At 70.2% G+C, this 17,840-nt stretch carries 17 protein-coding genes and 1 tRNA gene; 9 read left to right on the top strand and 9 right to left on the bottom strand.

Annotated elements, in window-relative coordinates:
* The first annotated feature begins 50 nt into the window (after positions 1–50).
* Complete coding sequence (locus EOE66_RS06105) at positions 51–2,066, top strand: dynamin family protein (protein WP_128227782.1); 2,016 nt, start codon at positions 51–53, stop codon at positions 2,064–2,066.
* Positions 2,063–3,088, top strand: a complete 1,026-nt coding sequence (mutY, locus tag EOE66_RS06100; protein WP_128227781.1) for an A/G-specific adenine glycosylase — start codon at positions 2,063–2,065, stop codon at positions 3,086–3,088. The genes EOE66_RS06105 and mutY overlap by 4 nt, the downstream gene beginning before the upstream one ends.
* 34 nt (positions 3,089–3,122) lie before the next feature.
* Here mutY and EOE66_RS06095 read toward each other — a convergent pair whose 3' ends face one another.
* From EOE66_RS06095 to EOE66_RS06080, 4 genes are read right to left on the bottom strand one after another with little or no spacing between them, the layout of a single operon-like run.
* Positions 3,123–3,761 (bottom strand): LON peptidase substrate-binding domain-containing protein, encoded by a 639-nt coding sequence (locus EOE66_RS06095; RefSeq protein ID WP_128227780.1) that lies wholly within the window; start codon positions 3,759–3,761, stop codon positions 3,123–3,125.
* An 8-nt stretch (positions 3,762–3,769) separates the two neighbouring features.
* Positions 3,770–4,669, bottom strand: a complete 900-nt coding sequence (gene rapZ, locus EOE66_RS06090) for an RNase adapter RapZ (protein ID WP_128227779.1) — start codon at positions 4,667–4,669, stop codon at positions 3,770–3,772.
* Positions 4,666–6,369: a DNA repair protein RecN gene (recN, locus tag EOE66_RS06085; protein ID WP_128227778.1), complete on the bottom strand. Its 1,704-nt coding sequence runs from the start codon at positions 6,367–6,369 to the stop codon at positions 4,666–4,668. The genes rapZ and recN overlap by 4 nt, the downstream gene beginning before the upstream one ends.
* 2 nt (positions 6,370–6,371) lie before the next feature.
* On the bottom strand, positions 6,372–7,247 hold the full coding sequence (locus tag EOE66_RS06080) for an NAD kinase (RefSeq protein ID WP_128227777.1): 876 nt from the start codon (positions 7,245–7,247) through the stop codon (positions 6,372–6,374).
* A gap of 81 nt (positions 7,248–7,328) precedes the next feature.
* On the opposite strand from EOE66_RS06080, the gene hrcA reads away from it, so the two are divergent.
* Complete coding sequence (hrcA, locus tag EOE66_RS06075; protein ID WP_128227776.1) at positions 7,329–8,357, top strand: heat-inducible transcriptional repressor HrcA; 1,029 nt, start codon at positions 7,329–7,331, stop codon at positions 8,355–8,357.
* 56 nt (positions 8,358–8,413) lie between these two features.
* Positions 8,414–8,490, top strand: a tRNA-Ile gene (locus tag EOE66_RS06070).
* A gap of 79 nt (positions 8,491–8,569) precedes the next feature.
* Here the strand turns inward: EOE66_RS06070 and EOE66_RS06065 are convergent.
* Positions 8,570–8,947, bottom strand: coding sequence for a nuclear transport factor 2 family protein (locus tag EOE66_RS06065; protein WP_128227775.1), 378 nt, complete (start codon positions 8,945–8,947; stop codon positions 8,570–8,572).
* An 89-nt stretch (positions 8,948–9,036) separates the two neighbouring features.
* Between EOE66_RS06065 and yghU the strand changes: the two genes are divergently transcribed.
* A complete protein-coding gene (yghU, locus tag EOE66_RS06060) occupies positions 9,037–9,960 on the top strand; it encodes a glutathione-dependent disulfide-bond oxidoreductase (RefSeq protein WP_128227774.1) in 924 nt (307 codons plus the stop codon).
* A 15-nt stretch (positions 9,961–9,975) separates the two neighbouring features.
* Entirely contained in the window at positions 9,976–10,623 is a 648-nt protein-coding gene (locus EOE66_RS06055) for a glutathione S-transferase family protein (RefSeq protein ID WP_128227773.1), read from the top strand.
* An 18-nt stretch (positions 10,624–10,641) separates the two neighbouring features.
* On the opposite strand, the gene EOE66_RS06050 is transcribed toward EOE66_RS06055, so the two are convergent.
* Complete coding sequence (locus EOE66_RS06050; protein ID WP_128227772.1) at positions 10,642–11,802, bottom strand: PAS domain-containing sensor histidine kinase; 1,161 nt, start codon at positions 11,800–11,802, stop codon at positions 10,642–10,644.
* A gap of 197 nt (positions 11,803–11,999) precedes the next feature.
* Between EOE66_RS06050 and soxY the strand changes: the two genes are divergently transcribed.
* Positions 12,000–12,485 carry a thiosulfate oxidation carrier protein SoxY gene (soxY, locus tag EOE66_RS06045; RefSeq protein ID WP_128227771.1) on the top strand — a complete coding sequence of 162 codons (486 nt, stop codon included), beginning with the start codon at positions 12,000–12,002 and terminating at the stop codon, positions 12,483–12,485.
* A 64-nt stretch (positions 12,486–12,549) separates the two neighbouring features.
* Positions 12,550–12,861, top strand: a complete 312-nt coding sequence (soxZ, locus tag EOE66_RS06040) for a thiosulfate oxidation carrier complex protein SoxZ (protein WP_205702641.1) — start codon at positions 12,550–12,552, stop codon at positions 12,859–12,861.
* Between the two features lie 13 nt (positions 12,862–12,874).
* On the opposite strand, the gene EOE66_RS06035 is transcribed toward soxZ, so the two are convergent.
* Positions 12,875–13,990: a YeeE/YedE family protein gene (locus tag EOE66_RS06035; RefSeq protein ID WP_128227770.1), complete on the bottom strand. Its 1,116-nt coding sequence runs from the start codon at positions 13,988–13,990 to the stop codon at positions 12,875–12,877.
* A gap of 73 nt (positions 13,991–14,063) precedes the next feature.
* On the opposite strand from EOE66_RS06035, the gene EOE66_RS06030 reads away from it, so the two are divergent.
* Positions 14,064–14,441: an ArsR/SmtB family transcription factor gene (locus EOE66_RS06030; RefSeq protein ID WP_128227769.1), complete on the top strand. Its 378-nt coding sequence runs from the start codon at positions 14,064–14,066 to the stop codon at positions 14,439–14,441.
* Positions 14,442–14,465: 24 nt separating this feature from the next.
* Here the strand turns inward: EOE66_RS06030 and EOE66_RS06025 are convergent, their stop codons facing one another.
* Entirely contained in the window at positions 14,466–16,970 is a 2,505-nt protein-coding gene (locus EOE66_RS06025; RefSeq protein ID WP_128227768.1) for an ATP-binding protein, read from the bottom strand.
* Positions 16,971–17,014: 44 nt separating this feature from the next.
* Entirely contained in the window at positions 17,015–17,839 is an 825-nt protein-coding gene (locus EOE66_RS06020; protein WP_128227767.1) for an ABC transporter substrate-binding protein, read from the bottom strand.
* Position 17,840 lies beyond the last annotated feature (1 nt).

Raw genomic sequence — 17,840 nt, 5'->3', positions numbered from 1 at the left:
GTGCCGGCGCCAGGGCCTGCGCTAGCATGCCCCGCGACTTGCACGCCCACATGAGCACCCCGCGCACCGACCTCCCCGCCGAGCCTGCCGCTCCCGCCGGCACGCCGGCCAGCGCCATCGCGCAAAGCCTCGATGCGCTGGCCGGCTGGCGCGCGCAACTCGAGCGCCACATCGTGCAACTGGGCCGAGCCCTGGCCGACCAGGACCTGCTCGACGACGGCGATGGCGCGGTGCTCGCCGGCCTGCGCGACCGCCTGGCCTCCGACAAGCTGGTGCTGGCCTTCGTCGCCGAGTTCTCACGCGGCAAGAGCGAGCTGATCAACGCCATCTTCTTTGCCGATGCCGGCCGCCGCGTGCTGCCGGCCACGCCGGGCCGCACGACGATGTGCCCGGTGGAGCTGCGGCATGAGCCGCAACTGCCGCCGCGCCTGTCCTTGCTGCCCATCGAGACGCGCCTGCGGGGCTTGTCCCTGACCGAACTGCGCCCGCGTGACGAACACTGGCAGCACGTGCCGCTGGACGCGGGCAACGCGCAGACGCTGGTGCAGGCGCTGGGTGCCGTCACCCGCACGCAGCGTGTGAGCGTGGAGCAGGCCGTGGCTTTGGGCTTCTGGAGCGAAAGCCAGCCAGAAGACAACCCGCCGCAGGCCGAAGACGGCAGCGTGGAAGTGCCGGCTTGGCGCCACGCGGTCATCAACTACCCGCACCCGCTGCTGCAGCGCGGCCTGGTCGTCATCGACACCCCGGGCCTGAATGCCGTGGGCGCCGAGCCCGAGCTGACCTTGGGCATGCTGCCTTCTGCGCATGCCATCGTGTTCGTGCTGGGCGCGGACACTGGCGTCACGCGATCCGACCTGGCCATCTGGCGCGAGCACCTGGGCCAAAGCAGCCTGGACCGCTTCGTGGTGCTCAACAAGATCGACACGCTGGAAGACCCTCTGGGCACACCCGAGGGCGTTCAGGCGCAGATCGAGCAGCAGCGGCTCACCGCCGCCGAGACGCTGGGCGTGGCGCCGGCGCGCGTGTTCGCGCTGTCGGCTCGCGAGGCGCTGGCGGCCCGCGTGGGCGGTGATGCGGCGGCCTTGCAGGCCAGCCGCCTGCCGCCGCTGGAGCAGGCGTTGGCCGACGAGCTGCTGCCGCGGCGGCAGGCCTTGCTGGTGCAGTCGGCCGTCAGCGTGGTGCAGCAGTTGCGGGCATCGGCCAGCCGGCGTGTGGGCGACCGCCGCCGCCAGCATGCCGAGCAACTGATGGAACTGCGCGGCCTGCGCGGCAAGAGCGGTGCCAAGCTGCGCATGATGATGGAGCGCGTGGAACTGGAAGTGGCCGACTTCGAGCGCTGCACCTCGCGCCTGGTGGCGCTGCGTTCCGTGCAGGGCCGCATCCTGCGCACGGTGCTGGCCGGGCTTTCGGCCGAGGCCCTGCGCAACGAGGTGGCCACCCTGCAGGCGGCCATGGGTGCGCGCCCGCTGAACCTGGGCGCACGCGGCGCCTTCGACGATTTCATCGGCCGCCTTCGCCAGGCCCTGGCCCAGTCGCGCCAGCAGGCCGATGAACTGCGCCAGATGCTGGAGGCCAGCTTCCGGCAGCTCAACACCGAGTTCGGCTTCGCCTTCTCGCTCGGCCCCGTGCCGGACATGAAGCACTTCGAGGGCGAGATCGAACTCATTGCCGAGAACTACGGCCGCTACCTCGGCATCACCCAGGCCTGGCGCCTGGCCGCGCCGGGCTTTGCCGAGCAGTTCAGGCGCATGCTGTCTTCCAAGCTGCGCGTGGTCTTCGAGAACGCCGCGGCCGAGCTCGAGCTCTGGAGCAAGGGCGCCAGCGGGCAGGTGGAATCGCAGTTGGGCGAGCGGCGGCGCGGATTCATGCGCCGGCGTGAAGCTTTGCAGCGCGTGCAGGCGGCCGCTGGCGACCTGGAGCAGCGCATCGCCGAAGTGCAGGCCCAGGAAGATCACTTGGGCACCTTGCAGGCGCGCCTGGACGCCCTGGCCGCCGAGGCCATCGCCAGCGCACAGCGCCTGGGGCGCGAGGTGGTGCCCGGCCTGGCGGCCCGGGACGCCGCTTGACACGGCCCGGGCTGGCCGGCGAACTCATCGCCTGGCAGCGCCAGCACGGCCGCCACGGCTTGCCGTGGCAGGGCACGCGCGATGCCTACCGCGTGTGGTTGTCCGAGGTCATGCTGCAACAGACGCAGGTGAGCACGGTGCTGGACTACTACCCGCGTTTCCTGGCGCGCTTTCCGGATGTGCAGGCGCTGGCCGCTGCGCCGCTGGATGACGTGCTGTCGCTGTGGAGTGGCCTGGGCTACTACAGCCGCGCGCGCAACCTGCACCGCTGCGCGCAGGCGGTGGTGGTGCAGCACGGCGGGCGTTTCCCACCCAGCAGCGCAGCGCTGGCCACCTTGCCCGGCATCGGCCGCAGCACCGCAGCGGCCATCGCGGCCTTCTGCTTTGGTGAGCGGGCCGCCATCCTCGACGGCAACGTCAAGCGCGTGCTCACGCGCGTGCTGGGTTTCGAGGGCGACCTGTCCTCCAGCGCCGAAGAGAAGCGGCTCTGGGCGCTGGCCGAGGCGCAACTGCCAGAGCGCGATGTCGATGTCTACACGCAGGGCCTGATGGACCTGGGGGCCACTGTGTGCAGCACGCGCTCGCCAGCCTGTTTGCTGTGCCCGCTGCAGGCGCGCTGCGTGGCGAAGGCGGCCGGCACGCCCGAGCGTTTCCCGGTGAAGACCCGGAAGCTCAAGCGCAGCCGCCGCAGCCATGCGCTGCTGTGGCTGCGCCAGGGCGGGCGCTTGTGGCTGGTGCAGAGGCCTGAGCGTGGCGTGTGGGCCGGCCTGTGGAGCCTGCCCGAGTTCGAAGACGCCGCAGCGCTGCAAGCCTTGCTGGCCGCCGCGCCCGGCGAAGGTGAGTGGCTGCCCGCCATCGAGCATGCGCTGACGCACTTCGACTGGACGCTGCAACCCCATGTGTGGACCTTGCCAACCGGCGCCGCCCTGCCAGCAGGCTTGCCGCCGGGCCGCTGGGTGACGGAAGAAGAGGCGCTGGCCATGGGCCTGCCGGCCCCGGTGCGCAAGCTGCTCGCTGGCTGAAACTGAAGCGCGCGGCTGCGCTGTGCGCAGCGGCTCAGCCCACCACGACCTTCTTGTCGCGCAGGAAGCCGTCCACCAGCGAGAGCCGGATCACGGGGTCTTCCAACTCCATCAGCTTCTGCTTGGCCGCGAGGCTGATGGGCAGCAGTTCGCACCAGCGGTTGGCCACCCAGCCGGCTTCATCCAGCCGGTAGGGCGCGGCGAACGGTACACGGTCGCCGGCCTGCAGCTTCTTGATGGCCTCGGCCAAGGCCTGCACGGTCTGCAGCATGGCCGGCCCGGGCAGGCGCACCGGGTCGGGCGGCAGCAATTCGGCGGGCGCGACCCACAGGCCGTTCTCGCGCTGCGTGGGCGTGCCGGTCATGCGAAAGCGCTGGCTGGCATGGGCGCGCACCCGCAGCAGGCCGGGGTCGTCGGCGTCCACCTCGTCGAGGTGGCACAGCACCCCCACGTTCTCCATCTGCACCTTGGCGGCGTGGCGGCCGGCTTCAGAGCCGGCCATCAGGCACACCACGCCGAAGGGCTGGCCGTTGCGCAGGCACTCGCTCATCAGGTCGAGATAACGCGCCTCGAAGACCCGCAGGCCGAGCAGCCCGTCAGGGAAGAGCACCGTGTTCAGCGGGAACAGCGGCAGCGGCGAGGGCAGGGCGGCGGAGTCGGGTGCAGAGGGCATCGGGGCCTTCAGCCGCGGGCGTCGAGCTCGCGGTGGCGGATGAGCGTGGCGTAGCGCCCGTCGAAGCGCCGTGCCAGCCACTCGACGCTGTACACCGAACGGTGCTGCCCGCCGGTGCAGCCGATGGCCACGGTGAGATAGCTGCGCTGGTCGTCTTCGAAAGAAGGCAGCCAGCGCTGCAGGAAGGTCTGGATCTGCGCGAGCATCTCCACCGCCTCGGGCTGCGCTTCGAGGTAGGCCGCCACGGGCGCGTCGCGGCCGGTGAGCGGCCGCAGTTCGCGGATGTAGTAGGGGTTGGGCAGCACGCGCACGTCGAACACGTAGTCGGCATCCAGCGGCACGCCGTGCTTGAAGGCGAAGCTCTCGAACACCAGCGTCAGCGAGGCTTCGCGCGCACCCACCATCGAACGCACCCAGCTGCGCAGCAGCGCTGGGCGCAGCTGGCTGGTGTCGATGACGGTGGAGATCTCGCGCAGACCCGAGAGCAGGTCGCGTTCGAGCTCGATGGCTTCCACCAGGGCGCGCGTGCCGTCACCACCGCCGGGCACCGAAGTCAGCGGGTGCGGGCGGCGCGTTTCGGAGAAGCGGCGCACCAGTGCGTCGGTGCTGGCATCCAGGAAGATGGGACGGATGCGCACGCCTTCGGCGCGCAGGTCTTCGATCAGCGGCACCAGATGCGGCAGCGAGCCCGCCGTGCGCACGTCCACCGCCACCGCCACGCGGTGCGTGTAGCGCTCGTGTTCGAGGCGGATGAACTCGCGCAGCAGTTCGGGTGGCAGGTTGTCGACGCAGAAATAGCCCGCGTCTTCCAGCGCGTGCAGCGCCACCGACTTGCCCGATCCCGAGATGCCCGTGATCAGCACCACCTCGTCACGCCGGCCGTGGTCCAGCGACATCCACTCGCTCATGGGCGTGCCTTTCGCGGCTTGGGAAGCTGGGGCTCGGCCGCGGGCTCTTGTGACAGCAGGGCCTGCGCGTGCGCCGTGCCCGAGAGCTTTTCGCCGCCCAGCATGCGGGCAATCTCGGCCACGCGGGCTTCGCCCTCCACCGGCTGGATGTTCGACAAGGTCTGCCGACCCTGGAGTGCCTTGCTCACCACGAAATGGTGGTCGGCGCAGGCAGCCACCTGCGCCAGGTGCGTGACGGCCAGCACCTGCGTCTGTCCGGTGTGTGCCGCGCCGAGCTGCTTCATCAGCCGACCCACGCTGTCGGCCACCGTGCCGCCGACGCCGGCGTCGATCTCGTCGAAGATCAAGGTGGCCACGCTGCCCGTGCCGGCGCCTTGCGCCGTGGTCACGGCAATGGCCAGCGCCAGGCGCGAAAGCTCACCGCCCGAGGCCACCTTGGCCAGCGCGCGCGGCGTGCTGCCGGCATGGCCGGCCACGCGCAGCTCGGCAGCTTCCAGGCCGTAGGCCTGGGCTTCGTCTTGCGGCAGCAGCGCCACTTCGAAGCGCCCGCCGGCCATGCCCAGCTGCTGCATGGCCTGGGTGACGGCTGCGCCCAGGCGCGGCGCGGCCTTCTGGCGCAGCTTGGAGATCTTCTCGGCCTCGCGGCGCCAGGCCTGCTCGGCCGCGGCCACGCGGGCCTGCAGGCCTTCGAGGTCGGCCGCGGCATCCAGCTGCTGCAGCTCTTGCTGCCAGCCGGCCAGCAGCGCGGGCAGTTCGGCCGGCGTGCGGCGGTAGCGGCGGGCTTGGGAGACCCAGGCGCCGATGCGCTCGTCCAGCTCGGCCAGGCGGCCGGGGTCGGGCTCGCGGTGGCCGAGGTAGGCGTGCAGCGTGTGCGCGGCGTCTTCCAGAAGCGCCTGCGCGTTGCGCAGCACCTCGGCCACGGGGGCGAGGCTGCTGTCGTAGCGCTGCACCTCGTCCAGCGCATCCACGGCGCGGGCGGTGAGGCCGATGGCGGCGGGCTCGTCTTCAGACAGCGCGTTCAGCGCGGCGCGCGCGCCGTCCAGCAGCGCCTGCCCGTGGGCCAGGCGCTGGTGCTCGGCGTTGAGCACGTCCCACTCGCCTTCGGCCGGGGCCAGCTTGTTGAGTTCACCCACCTGCCAGGCCAGGCGTTCGCGCTCGCGCTCCAGTGTGTCGCGCTGCTGGCGGGCGGTTTCCAACTGTGCCAGCGCGGCGCGCCAGGCGGCCCAGGCGGCTTGCAGGGCGGTGGTGTCGGCACCGGCCTGCGCATCCAGCAGCGCGCGCACGGCGGCCGGGCGCGTGAGGCTCTGCCAGGCGTGCTGGCCGTGGATGTCGATGAGGTGTTCGGCCACCTCGCGCAGCTGCGTCACCGTGGCCGGGCTGCCGTTGACCCAGGCGCGGCTCTTGCCCTGCGCATCCACCGTGCGGCGCAGCAGCAGCGTGTCTTCGGTGGCGAAGCCGGCTTCTTCCAGCCAGGCGGCCAGCGTGGGCGGGCTGTCGAACTCGGCGCTCACCTCGGCCCGCGCCGCACCTTCGCGCACGATGCCGGCATCGGCACGCTGGCCCAGGGCCAACTGCAGGGCGTCGATGAGGATGGACTTGCCGGCGCCGGTTTCGCCGGTCAGAACGGTGAAGCCGGCGTTCAGTTCCAGTTCGAGTTCGGCGACGATGACGACATCGCGCAGGCTCAAGCGGCGCAGCATGTTCAGCCTGCCCCGTCGTACCAGCGCAGCTTGCGGCGCAGCGTGGCGTAGTAGCTCCAGCCGCGCGGGTGCAGGAAGCGCACCTTGAAGGCGCTGCGCCGCACGCGCACCTCATCGCCGTGCAGCAGGCTGGCGAGGTTGTGCATGTCGAAGTTGGCCGAGACGTCTTTGCCCGAGACGATGCCGATGCGCACCTCGCCGCGGTCGGGCAGCACGATGGGGCGGTTGCTCAGCGTGTGGCTGGCAATCGGCACCACGATCCAGCCGCCGATGCCCGGGTGCAGGATGGGCCCGCCCGCGCTCAAGGCGTAGGCGGTGCTGCCGGTGGGGCTGGCCACGATCAGGCCGTCGGCGCGGATGTTGGCGACGAACTCGTCGTCCACGTCCACCCGCAGTTCCACCATGCTGGCGGTGGCGCCGCGGCTGACCACCACGTCGTTCATCGACAGGCCTTCGTAGATGCGCTGGCCGTCGCGCCAGACATCGCCTTCGAGCATGCTGCGCTGCTCTTCTTCGTAGTCGCCGGCGACGATGGGCGCCAGCGCTTCCTGGAACTGGCCCAGCGGGATGTCGGTAATGAAACCCAGGCGGCCCTGGTTGATACCCACCAGCGGCATGTTCCAGCGCGCCAGTTCGCGCGCGATGCCCAGCATGGTGCCGTCGCCGCCCACCACCACGGCCAAGTCGCAGCGCTGGCCCACCTGTTCCGGGGACAAGGCCTCGAAATCGGTCACACCGGTGGCGGCAGCCGTGTCACGCTCGAAGCTGACTTCCAGCCCGCGGCCCATCAGGAAATGGGCGACCTCTTCCAGCACCGGGCGTATGCCCCGCGCCTGAAATTTCCCGACGATGGCTGCATGACGAAAGCCCGATGGCATGCGATGGATTACACCATAGGGCCCCCGCCCCGCCGTGACCGTGGGCACGCGATACGCAGGCCCAAAATACAATGAAGCACCATGCTTGACGACCGTGCCCGGACCCTGCTGAAGACGCTGGTGGAGCGTTACATCGCCGACGGCACGCCGGTGGGCAGCCGCACGCTCTCACGCACCTCGGGGCTGGACCTCTCGCCGGCCACCATCCGCAACGTGATGGCCGACTTGGAAGAGCTGGGCCTGATCGCCAGCCCCCACACCAGCGCCGGGCGCATCCCCACGGCGCGCGGCTACCGGTTGTTCGTCGACACCATGCTCACCGCGCGCCCGCGCGAACTCGGCGTGATGCCGCCCGACGTGGCCGCCGCCAGCGGCCAGTTGCACCCCGACCAGCCCCAGCGCGTGATCGCGCAGGCCGCCAGCCTGCTGAGCAGCCTGAGCAGCTTCGTTGGCGTGGTGACGGCGCCGCGCAAGGCCAGCGTCTTCCACCACATCGAGTTCTTGCGGTTGGGCGAGAAGCGCGTGCTCGTCATCCTGGTGGCGCCTGATGGCGACGTGCAGAACCGCGTGATCTTCACCGCGCGTGACTACGCCCAGCCCGAGCTGCTGGAAGCCACCAACTACCTGAATGCGCACTACGCCGGCCTCACCATCGAAGAGGTGCGTGAACGGCTCAAGCACGAGATCGACGCGCTGCGCGGCGAGATCGCCACGCTGATGCAGGCCGCCGTGCAGGCCGGCACCGAGGTGCTGGCCGAGGCCACCGACAATGTGGTGGTGAGCGGCGAACGCAACCTGCTGACGGTGCAGGACTTCGGCAACGACATGAGCAGCCTGCGCCGGCTGTTTGATGTGTTCGAGCAGAAGACCGAACTGATGCGCCTGCTGGACGTGAGCAGCCGCGCCGAAGGCGTGCGCATCTACATCGGCGGCGAAAGCCACGTCGTGCCCTTCGAAGAGCTGAGCGTGGTGACGGCCCCTTACGAGGTGGACGGCCGCGTGGTGGGCACGCTGGGCGTGATCGGCCCCACGCGCATGGCCTACGACCGCATGATCCAGATCGTGGACATCACCTCGCGGCTGGTGGGCAACGCGCTGTCGACGAAGTAGGCGCAGCCCGGGCCTGCCGCAAGGCCGGCACCTAGAATGCGTCGCCTGGTAGCGAGGGGCCGTTAGCTCAGTTGGTCAGAGCAGAGGACTCATAATCCTTTGGTCGTTGGTTCAAGTCCAACACGGCCTACCACCGCGTTCACAACGCGAACATCCGCCGCGCCAAGTGGCCTCAATGTCGGGCCGAACGCGAATCGCGGGGCTGGCTTCGCTCAGCCACCACTCACGAACCAAACCTTGGTGATGCCGCGTTCGGCCACCTCGTAGATGGCCGCCACCTCCATCGGCTCGGCCTGCACCCCGTGCACCCTTTCGTGGTCGATGACCTTGTTGCCGAAGGTCATGCGCTTGACCAATTCGGCGTGCAAGCCGGGCAGCTGGAAGCGGTGCTCGCGGTAGTGCGCGGCCAAGGCCTCGCGGCCCACCAGCACGGGTTCGGGGTTCGGCAGGCGCCACACCTCCACGTCTTCGGCGTACTCGGCCACAAAGGCCGCCAGGTCGCGGGCGTTGTAGGCGTCCAGCTGGCGCTGGGCGAAGGCCGCGGGGGCCAAGGAATCCAAGCGGTCGGCAGGGTTGGGCGTCGGGTTCATGCAGGCTTGATGGGCAGTGGCGCGTGGCCCGCAGTGTGGCCCAGGGCGGCGCCCTGCAGAGCAAGCCACCGCGCAGCACAATGCGCCGCATGAGCACCACCGACACTGCATCCACGACCCCGGCCCCCGCCGGTCCGCCCGCGCAGCCCGCGGGCTACCAGCCGCCCAAGGTGTGGGCACCGCCGGCGGCCAACGGCGGCCGTTTCGCCAGCATCAACCGCCCGGTGGCCGGCGCCACGCACGAGCAAGAGCTGCCCGTGGGCCGCCATCCGCTGCAGCTGTACTCGCTGGCCACGCCCAATGGCGTGAAGGTCACGGTGATGCTGGAAGAGCTGCTGGCGCTCGGCCACAGCGGCGCCGAGTACGACGCTTGGCTCATCCGCATCCAGGAAGGGCAGCAGTTCGGCAGCGGCTTTGTCGGCGCCAATCCGAACTCCAAGATCCCGGCGCTGGTCGACCACAGCGGCCCGGTGCCGGTGCGCGTGTTCGAGTCGGGCGCCATCCTCATGTACCTGGCCGAGAAGTTCGGCGCCTTCCTGCCCACCGAGCCGGCGGCGCGCGCCGAATGCCTGTCGTGGTTGTTCTGGCAGATGGGCAGCGCGCCTTTCCTGGGCGGTGGCTTCGGGCACTTCTACGCCTACGCGCCTTTCAAGATCGAGTACGCCATCGACCGCTACGCGATGGAAACCAAGCGCCAGATGGACGTGCTCGACCGCCGCCTGGCCGAGACCGAATACGTGGCCGGCAACGCGTACACCATCGCCGACATGGCCATCTGGCCCTGGTACGGCGCGCTCTCGCAGGGCCTGCTGTACGAGGCGGGCGAGTTCCTGCAGGTGCAGCAGTACACGCACGTGCGGCGCTGGGCTGAACAGTTGGCGCAGCGGCCGGCCGTGCAGCGCGGGCGCATGGTCAACCGCGCCTGGGGCGAGCTCGCCAGCCAGCTGCACGAGCGCCACGATGCGAGCGATTTCGAACTGCGCACGCAAGACAAGCTGGCACCCGCCGCCTGAAGCCCGGGCCCGCCCATGACGACCTTCCCGCGCCCGCTGCTCTACGACTGCGCCACCGCGCCGAGCCCGCGGCGCGCCCGCATCCTGCTGGCCGAGAAGGGCGTGGCGCACGACACCGTGCAGGTCGACCTGCGCAACGGTGAACAGCTGACCGAGGCCTACCGCCAGATCAACCCGCTGTGTACCGTGCCGGCGCTGCGCACCGAAGAAGGTGCGCTGCTCACCGACAACGCCGCCATCGCCGCCTACGTGGAGGCGCACTACCCCGCGCCGCCGCTGCTGGGCCGCACGCCGCTGGAGAAGGCCGAGATCGCCAGCTGGCAGTGGCGCGTGGAGTTCGACGGGCTGATGGCCGTGGCCGAGGCCTTCCGCAACACCAGCCCGGCGATGGCTGGCCGCGCACTGCCGGGGCCCGTGCACCACGCGCAGATTCCGGCGCTGGGTGAGCGGGGTCTGTTGCGTGTGCAGCAGTTCTTCGAGCAGCTGAACGCGCGGCTGCGTGGGCGTGATTTCATCGCCGGCGAGGGTTTCAGCATCGTGGACATCACCGCCGTGGTGGTGGTGGACTTCGCGCGCGTGGTCAAGCTCAAGCCCGGCGACAACCTGCCTGAGCTGCTGCGCTGGCGCGCCGCCATGGCCCAGCGGCCTTCGATGTCGGTTTGAGTGTTGCGCCGCCTGACTTCAGGCGGCTGCAGCAGGTTCAGCGGCGGGCAGCAGCAGCTGCACGGTGGTGCCGGTGCCCTCGGTGCTGGCCAGCGTGATTTCGCCGCCCATCTGCCCCAGCAGCCAGCGGCACAAGACCAGGCCCAGGCCGACGCCCTCCGCGGGCGCATCGCGTTCCAAGCGCGCTGCGGGGCGGCCCACACGGTTGAAGGGTTCGAAGACGTGCGGCAGCTGGGCCGCGGGGATGCCCAGGCCATCGTCCTGCAGCGTGAGGCGCCAGCGTGGCGCATCGCCGGGTTCGGCTTCCACCGTCAGCCGCACGCTGCCTCCGCTGCGGCTGAACTTCAAGGCATTGCCGAGCAGCTGGCCCAGCACCTGCTGCAGGCGCTGGGCGTCGGCCCAGACCTGCGCATGCTCCGGCAGCGGGCCGGTGAGCACGGTCACGCCACGGGTGGCCGCCAGCGCCGCGTGCGCCTGACAGGCTGCTGCCCAGGCCTCGGCAACGGGCACCGCCACCATCTGCAGTTCGAGCTGGCCGCTTTCCGCCCGGGTGAGATCGAGCACGTCATTGACCAGGGCCAGCAGTTGCCAGCCGGCCTGCTCGATGAGGCCCAGATGGCGGCGCTGTGTGGCCAGGTCGGCCGTGCCCAGCTGGCTGCGCAGCAGCTGGGCAAAACCGAGCACGGCGTTCAGGGGCGTGCGCAGCTCGTGGCTCATGCGGGAAAGGAACTCGTCCTTGACCCGCTGCGCGGCCACCGCGCGCACGTGCTCGGCGCGCAGCGCCTCGAGCTCGCGGCGGTCGGTCAGGTCGGTGAGGGTGCCCACCACACGCAGGGCGTTCCCGGCCTCGTCGCGCTGCACCACGCGCCCACGAGAAAGCACCCAGCGGTAGTTGCCCGCTGCGGTGCGCAGCCGGAACTCCGCGCTGTAGGCTGGCGTGTGGCCCTGCAAGTGGGCCTCGAGTGTCGCCTTCATCGCACCGAGGTCGTCGGGGTGCACCCGAGAGCGCCACACGCTGGTGCTCTCGGGCGCGTCGTCGGGCGGGTATCCGAGCATCTGCTTCCACTCGGGCGAGTAGTGCACTTGGTGTGCCGTAGGATCGAGATCCCATACGCCAAACGATGCGCTTTGCAGGGCCAGCCCCCAGCGCTGCTCCAGAGCTTTCAGGTCGTTATGCATGCGGGGGCTCCGCTCGCCTGCGCGCCGGGTGGAAGTTCATGGGCACAGTATCGGGTGCACGCGCGGCAAATCAAGCCGGCAGGAGGCGCCCCGATCGGCAGCCCTACCGGCCTGCAGGGCGTGCAACGGCAGCGCCGATGCCCGGGCAGCGCGTGCCCGAGAATCCGCAGTGGCGCGTCTTCGCATGCAAGTTGGTCATGACCCCTACCCACGAACGAATTTCCCAGCCTACCCGCCGCACAGTGCTTTCCCGCTCGGCGGGGGTGGCGGCGCTGCTGGCCGGTGCCGGCCTGCTGCCCTTGCAAGCGCAGGCAGCCTGGAACGCGAGGGCCTTCGAGGTGAAGACCCTGGCCGAACTCGCCCGGGTCCTGGGCGGTAGTGTGCCGGCGGAGAGCAAGGACCTGGCCGTGACCGCCCCCGACCTGGCCGACAACGGCGCCGTGGTGCAGGTGGGCATCGCCACCACGCTGCCGGGCGTGAAGCAGTTGCTCCTGCTGGTCGAGAAGAATCCGAACGTGCTGTCGGCCTCTTTCGACATCACCGATGCCATCGATCCCGCCTTCACCGTGGGCGTGAAGATGGGCCAGACCTCCCAAGTGCTGGCCGTGGCCCTGATGAAGGACAACCGTGTGTTGTACGCACAGAAGGAAGTGAAAGTCACGCTGGGCGGCTGCGGCGCTTGACCCACGCCGGGGGCTGCCGCTTGGCAACGCTTGACCGACATTCAGTACAGACGAGGAGCAACCCATGGCAGAACCGATGCGCATCCGCGCTCAAGCCAGCGGCGACAAGGCCACCGTTCGCGTGCGCATGGCCCACGAGATGGAGAGCGGCCAGCGCAAAGATGCAGCCGGCAAGACGGTGCCGGCCTGGTTCATCCAGGAGGTCACGGCCCACCACAATGGCCGGCGCGTGCTCACTGCGGAATGGGGCCCCTCCATCTCGAAGAATCCGTTCTTCCAGTTCGTGGTCAGGGGCGCGAAGGCTGGCGACAAGATCGCTTTGACCTGGCGCGACAACAAGGGCGACACGCGCACCGACGAAACCACGGTGGCCTGAGCCAGGGCCCCGTTCAGTGCATGCGCTCGATGCGCCAGGCCTGGTAGCGCAGCGCGGCCACCGCCCCTGCCACGATGCCCGCCAGCGCGATGAAACTGCCGAGCGACAGCGTCGACACGCCTGACAGGCCCTGCCCCACCGTGCAGCCCATGGCCAGCACGCCGCCCACGCCCATCAGCAAGGCGCCCGCAAGGTGGTTGCCCAGGTCTTCAATGCCGCCGAAGCCTTCCCAGCGGAAACTGCGGTCGAGCATCGAGACGATGAAGGCCCCCAGCGCCAAGCCCACCACGCTGAGGATGCCCAGCGTCAGTGTGCGCGAGGTGTCGCTGAAGAACAGCAGCCAGTCCAGCGTGTAGGCCACCGGCGCCACCATGCTCAGCGACTCCATGCGGCGCGAGTTCGTGCCCAGAAAAGCCGGCTCCAGCGTGTTCGGGTCTTCGGGCACGTAACCCAGGCGGCCGCTGACCCACCACACGGCCACGATCACCGCGCCAACGCCCAGGCCACCGGCCAGCACCTCGCCGCTGCGGCCCTCGGGTTTGCTCAGCACCCACACCAGCAGCACGAGCGCCAGCGCCGCACCGAGTGCCAGCGCCGCCGTGGCCGTGGGCAGGCCGAAAGCGGCCGCGGCGATGGAGGGGAGGTCTTGCCCGGTGGCGAGTTCGAAGTGCACCTTGTCCACCGTGTTCACACGCAGCACGCCCGTGATGCCGCGCAGCGTGGCGTAAGACGCGAGCCCCAGCACCAGCAGCACCACCAGCGCCTTGAGATTGCCGCTGCCCAGGCGCAGCAGGTTCTTGCTGCCGCAGCCCGAGGCCAGCACCATGCCGAAGCCGAACAACGCGCCGCCCAGCAGCGCCGACAGCCACAGCACGCGCGGTGCCGCATAGATGCTGCCGCTGGCCTGCACCCAGCCCGCGGCCACCATGCCGTTGAAGCCCAGCACGGCCACGGCCACGGCCAGCACCCACATGCGGGCGCGTTCCCAGTCGCCCATGTTCACCACGTCGGCAATCGCGCCCATGGTGCAGAAGCGCGTGCGCTGCGCCACGGCGCCGAAGATCACCGAAAGCGCGAAGGAGGCCCAGAGCACCTGTGTCGTGAGGCCAGGGATGTCGACTGTGTCCATCCCCGAATTGTGGCGCGCCGCGCCAGACGGAGGTGCTCAGCCCATCGGCGCGTGCTGATACAGTGATGCGCGGATGTATACCTCAGAGGGCGCCGTGAGCAGTGAACGCGAAGAGGACGTGGTCTTCGAATCGGCCGCAGAGCTGTTCGGCCTGCTGTCGACGCCGGTGCGGCTGAAGATCGTCAGCGCCCTCGGCAACGGCGAGCGCAACGTGTCCGACCTGCTGGCGCAGATCGACACCACGCAGCCCAACATGTCGCAGCACCTCGCCACGCTCTACCGCGCCGGGGTGCTGGGCCGCCGCCGCGAGGGCACGCAGATCTACTACCGGCTGCAGAGCGAGCGCGTGGCCATGCTGTGCCGCGCGGTCTGCACCCAGGTGGCGCTGGAGCTCGACAGCCCGTCCAGCGTGCCCCCCGAAGACCGCCTGCTGCGCGCCGGCCCGCGCTGAGTCGCGGCGCGGCAGGGGCCGCGCTCACAGCTGTGCGGGCTGGGTCTCGTTGCTGCTGCGATTGGGCAGCACGATGATGAAGACCGCGCCACCCTCGGGGCGGTTCTGTGCGCTGATGGTGCCGCCGTGCGCCTCGACGATCTTGCGCGAGATGGCCAGGCCCAGGCCGGTGCCCCCTGAGCCGTCCTTGGTCTTGCTGCTCTGCACGAAGGCCTGGAAGATGACCTCCAGCTCGGCCGGCGGGATGCCCGGGCCCTCGTCGGCCACGCGCAGTTCCAGCTCGCCCATGTCGGTGTGGCCACCCTGCACGAGGATGCGGCTGCCCGGCGGCGAGAACTTGATCGCGTTGGCCACCACGTTGCGCAGCACCTGCTGGAAGCGCAGCGGGTCGACCTTGCCCCGCAAGGGCTGCGTGCCCAACTGCAGCAGCACTTGCAGCTGCTTGCCCTCGAGCAGCGGCGCCAGCTCCTTCAGCACGTGGCCCACCAGCCCGCGCAGGTCGGTGCGTTCCAGGTGGATGGTGCCCACGGTGCTTTCGATCTTGGCCACGTCGAGCAGGTCGTTGACGAGCGCCAGCATGCGTTGCCCGGCGTTGTGGATGTCGTCGAACATGCCGGCGAGCCGGGGATGGTCCTGGCCCCGACGCAGGCCCAGCTCGGAAAAGCCGATGATGGATTGCAGCGGCGTGCGCAGTTCGTGGCTGATGTTGGCGATGAACTCGCTCTTCGCGCGAGAGGCTTCCTCGGCGATGTCGCGGGCCTCGCGCGTGCTGCGTTCGGCGTTGCGGAACTCGGTGACGTCCACCATCACCGCCAGCACGCAGGCGGGCTGCTCCTCGTCGCCGGGCACGAGCAGCTTGTTGACCATGAGGTCGCGCATGCTGCCGTCACGGTGGCGGGCCTGGGCCTCGTAGCGGCGGGGCTGGCCGTCGGCCAGCAGCGCGCGGTCCTGCGCCTCGTGCTGGGCGCGCTCGGATTGCGGCAGCGCACCGCCGACGATCTGGCCCACCGTCTCGGCCCGGGTGCGGCCGGTGAAGTCTTCCCAGGCCTTGTTCACCATCACGTAGCGCCGCTTCATGTCGAACAGCGACATCGGGAACGGGCTCACGTTCATCAGCTGTTCGGTGAAGGCCAGCTGCATCTGGAGGCGGCGTTGCGCCACGATGCGGCCGGTCACGTCTGCCGCGCTGCCGGCAAAGCCGGTGAGCCGGCCGTTTTCGTGCAGCGGCATCACCGAGATGTCGAAGCTGCGCTGCCGGCCCCCCTGTTCGGCCATCACGGCCTGCAGGTGGCGCACGTCGGTGTCGCTGGCCCGTGCGAACAGGGCGCGTGCGGCGTTGCGCTGTTCGCTGGCCACCAGCTCCCACATCGGCCGGCCCGCGCCGGCGGCCATGGCCCAAGACTGGTTGGCATAGGTGAGCAGGCCCTGCGCGTCGGTGCGGAAGATCAGCTCCTGCAGGCTCTGGATGGTGACGCTGAGTTCGCGTTCGCGGCGCAGGGCCTGGGCCTGCGCGGCGTCGCGCTCGACACGCGCGATCTCGCGGGCCCGCACGCTGCGCCAGGCCACGAAGGTGACGCTCACCACCATGGTGAATATGGCCGCACCGGCCAGGGCGAGGTTGCGTACCAGCGCCCACCAGGGCTCCAGCACGGAGGCGCGTTCCACTTCCACCAGCACCGCCAGCGGGCGGGTGGCCGAGACCCTGAACGCGGCCAGCTGCGTGCCCTGGCGCAGGCCTTCGCCGACCCAGGCGCCGTGTTCGCGCGCAGGCAGGAACTGGCTGAAGGGCGGCAGGCTCTTCAGGCTGGCGCCAGCCGGCCGCAGCACGGTGTCGGTGCCGGCGACGAGGCGGCCGTCGTAGGTGGTGAGGGCCGCCGCGGCGCCCGGCCCGTCCAGCAGCAGCTGCTGGAAGTTGACGAAGGCGCTCGGGTTGAGCAGGGCCACCACCAGCAGCGTCTCGCCATTGGAACGCCGCACCGTGCGCAGCAGCGGCAGGAAGCTCACGCCGGCGGGGATGGCGGTGGCCTGGCCGCGCGCCAGATCGGCCAGGCTGCGGCCTGGGGCCTGCTCGGCAAGCCGGTCGACGCCGGGCGGGGGCAGCGGGCCCAGCGCAGCCAGGTCGATCAGGCGGCCGACCTCGCTGGGCTGCGGGCTGGCACGCACGTGGCCGGCGCCGTCCAGCACCGCAATGCTGCGCAGGAAGGGCAGGTTCACCAGCGATTGCTGCATCGCGGCCGCGGTCTGCGCGCTTTCGGGCGCCTGGTCGCGCTGCAGCAGGTCGGCCAGCGTGGCAACGGCCAGGGCCGCAGCTTCGATATTGCGCGTGGTCTGCTCGGTGAGCACCCGCGCCAGCAGCTCGTTGCGCTCGGTCACGATCTCCTGCACCTGCCGGTGTTCGTGCCACGCCATGCCCGACAAGGTCAGCGCCACCAGGCTCACCAGCACCGCGCCGGCACCGAACACCCAGCGTCGCTTGCCGGCCAACTGCGGCGGCGGTACCGCCATGTCGGTACCGCCGAGCGCGGGCACGCCCGCGGCAGGCGGACGAGCCCTGGGGGTGCTCCCGGCCGTGCTCACCGCAAGCGCACGATGGGGCTCAGGCCGTGCTTGCGCGCTGCGGCTTCCAGCCGTCCGTCACGCTGGATGCGCGCGACGAACCCGTCCACCGCTTCGGCCCACGCGCTGTCGCCCTTCTTCATGGCGTAGGCATAGGGCAGCACGCTGAAGGGCGCGGGCGGCGAGATCAGCGTGGCCCAGTCGGCGTTGTCGAGCAGGCGCCGGCTGTAGGGGTAGTCGGTCATGAAGACGTCCACGCGGCCCGCTTCGAGCTCTCGCTCGCGCGTTGCGGGGGGGGCCACGCGCACGAGGCGGGCGTTCTTCAGCGCCGCGGCCATCACAGGCTCCATGAAGGTGCCGGCCTGCACAGCCACGGCGACGCCGGGCTTGTCGATGTCTTCCCAGCCCTTGACGACCTGGTTGCCCTTGGTGGTGACCCCGTAGATGTCGCTCTGCATGTAGGGGCGGGTGAAAGCCAGTTGCTCCATGCGCTGCGGCAGCATGCCCACGGCGAACATGGCCACGTCGCAGCGGTCGCTCTTGAGGTCGGCCACCAGCGTGGCGAACGACGAATCGACGTACTCGACCTTCACCTTCAGGTCGCGCCCCAGTTCGGCCGAGAGGTCGATGTCGATGCCCGTGAGCTGTTGCGTGCGGGGGTTGCGCAAGCTGACGCCGTAGTAGTCAGGCCAGATGCACACCTTGACGGTGCCACTGGCCTTCACCCGCGCCTGCACCTCACCGGCCTGCGCGCTGCCCGCGCCGAAGGTGGCGGCCAGCAAGGCCAGGCCCATCAGCAAGAGCGGGCTGCGGGAGATGCGGGGGGCAGGCAGGCGGTTCATG

The sequence above is a fragment of the Rubrivivax rivuli genome (assembly GCF_004016505.1).
In the GTDB taxonomy this organism is placed as follows: Bacteria; Pseudomonadota; Gammaproteobacteria; order Burkholderiales; family Burkholderiaceae_C; genus Rubrivivax; species Rubrivivax rivuli.
Note: the sequence above shows the minus strand (reverse complement) of the source record. Positions and strands in the feature narration are given on the sequence as shown.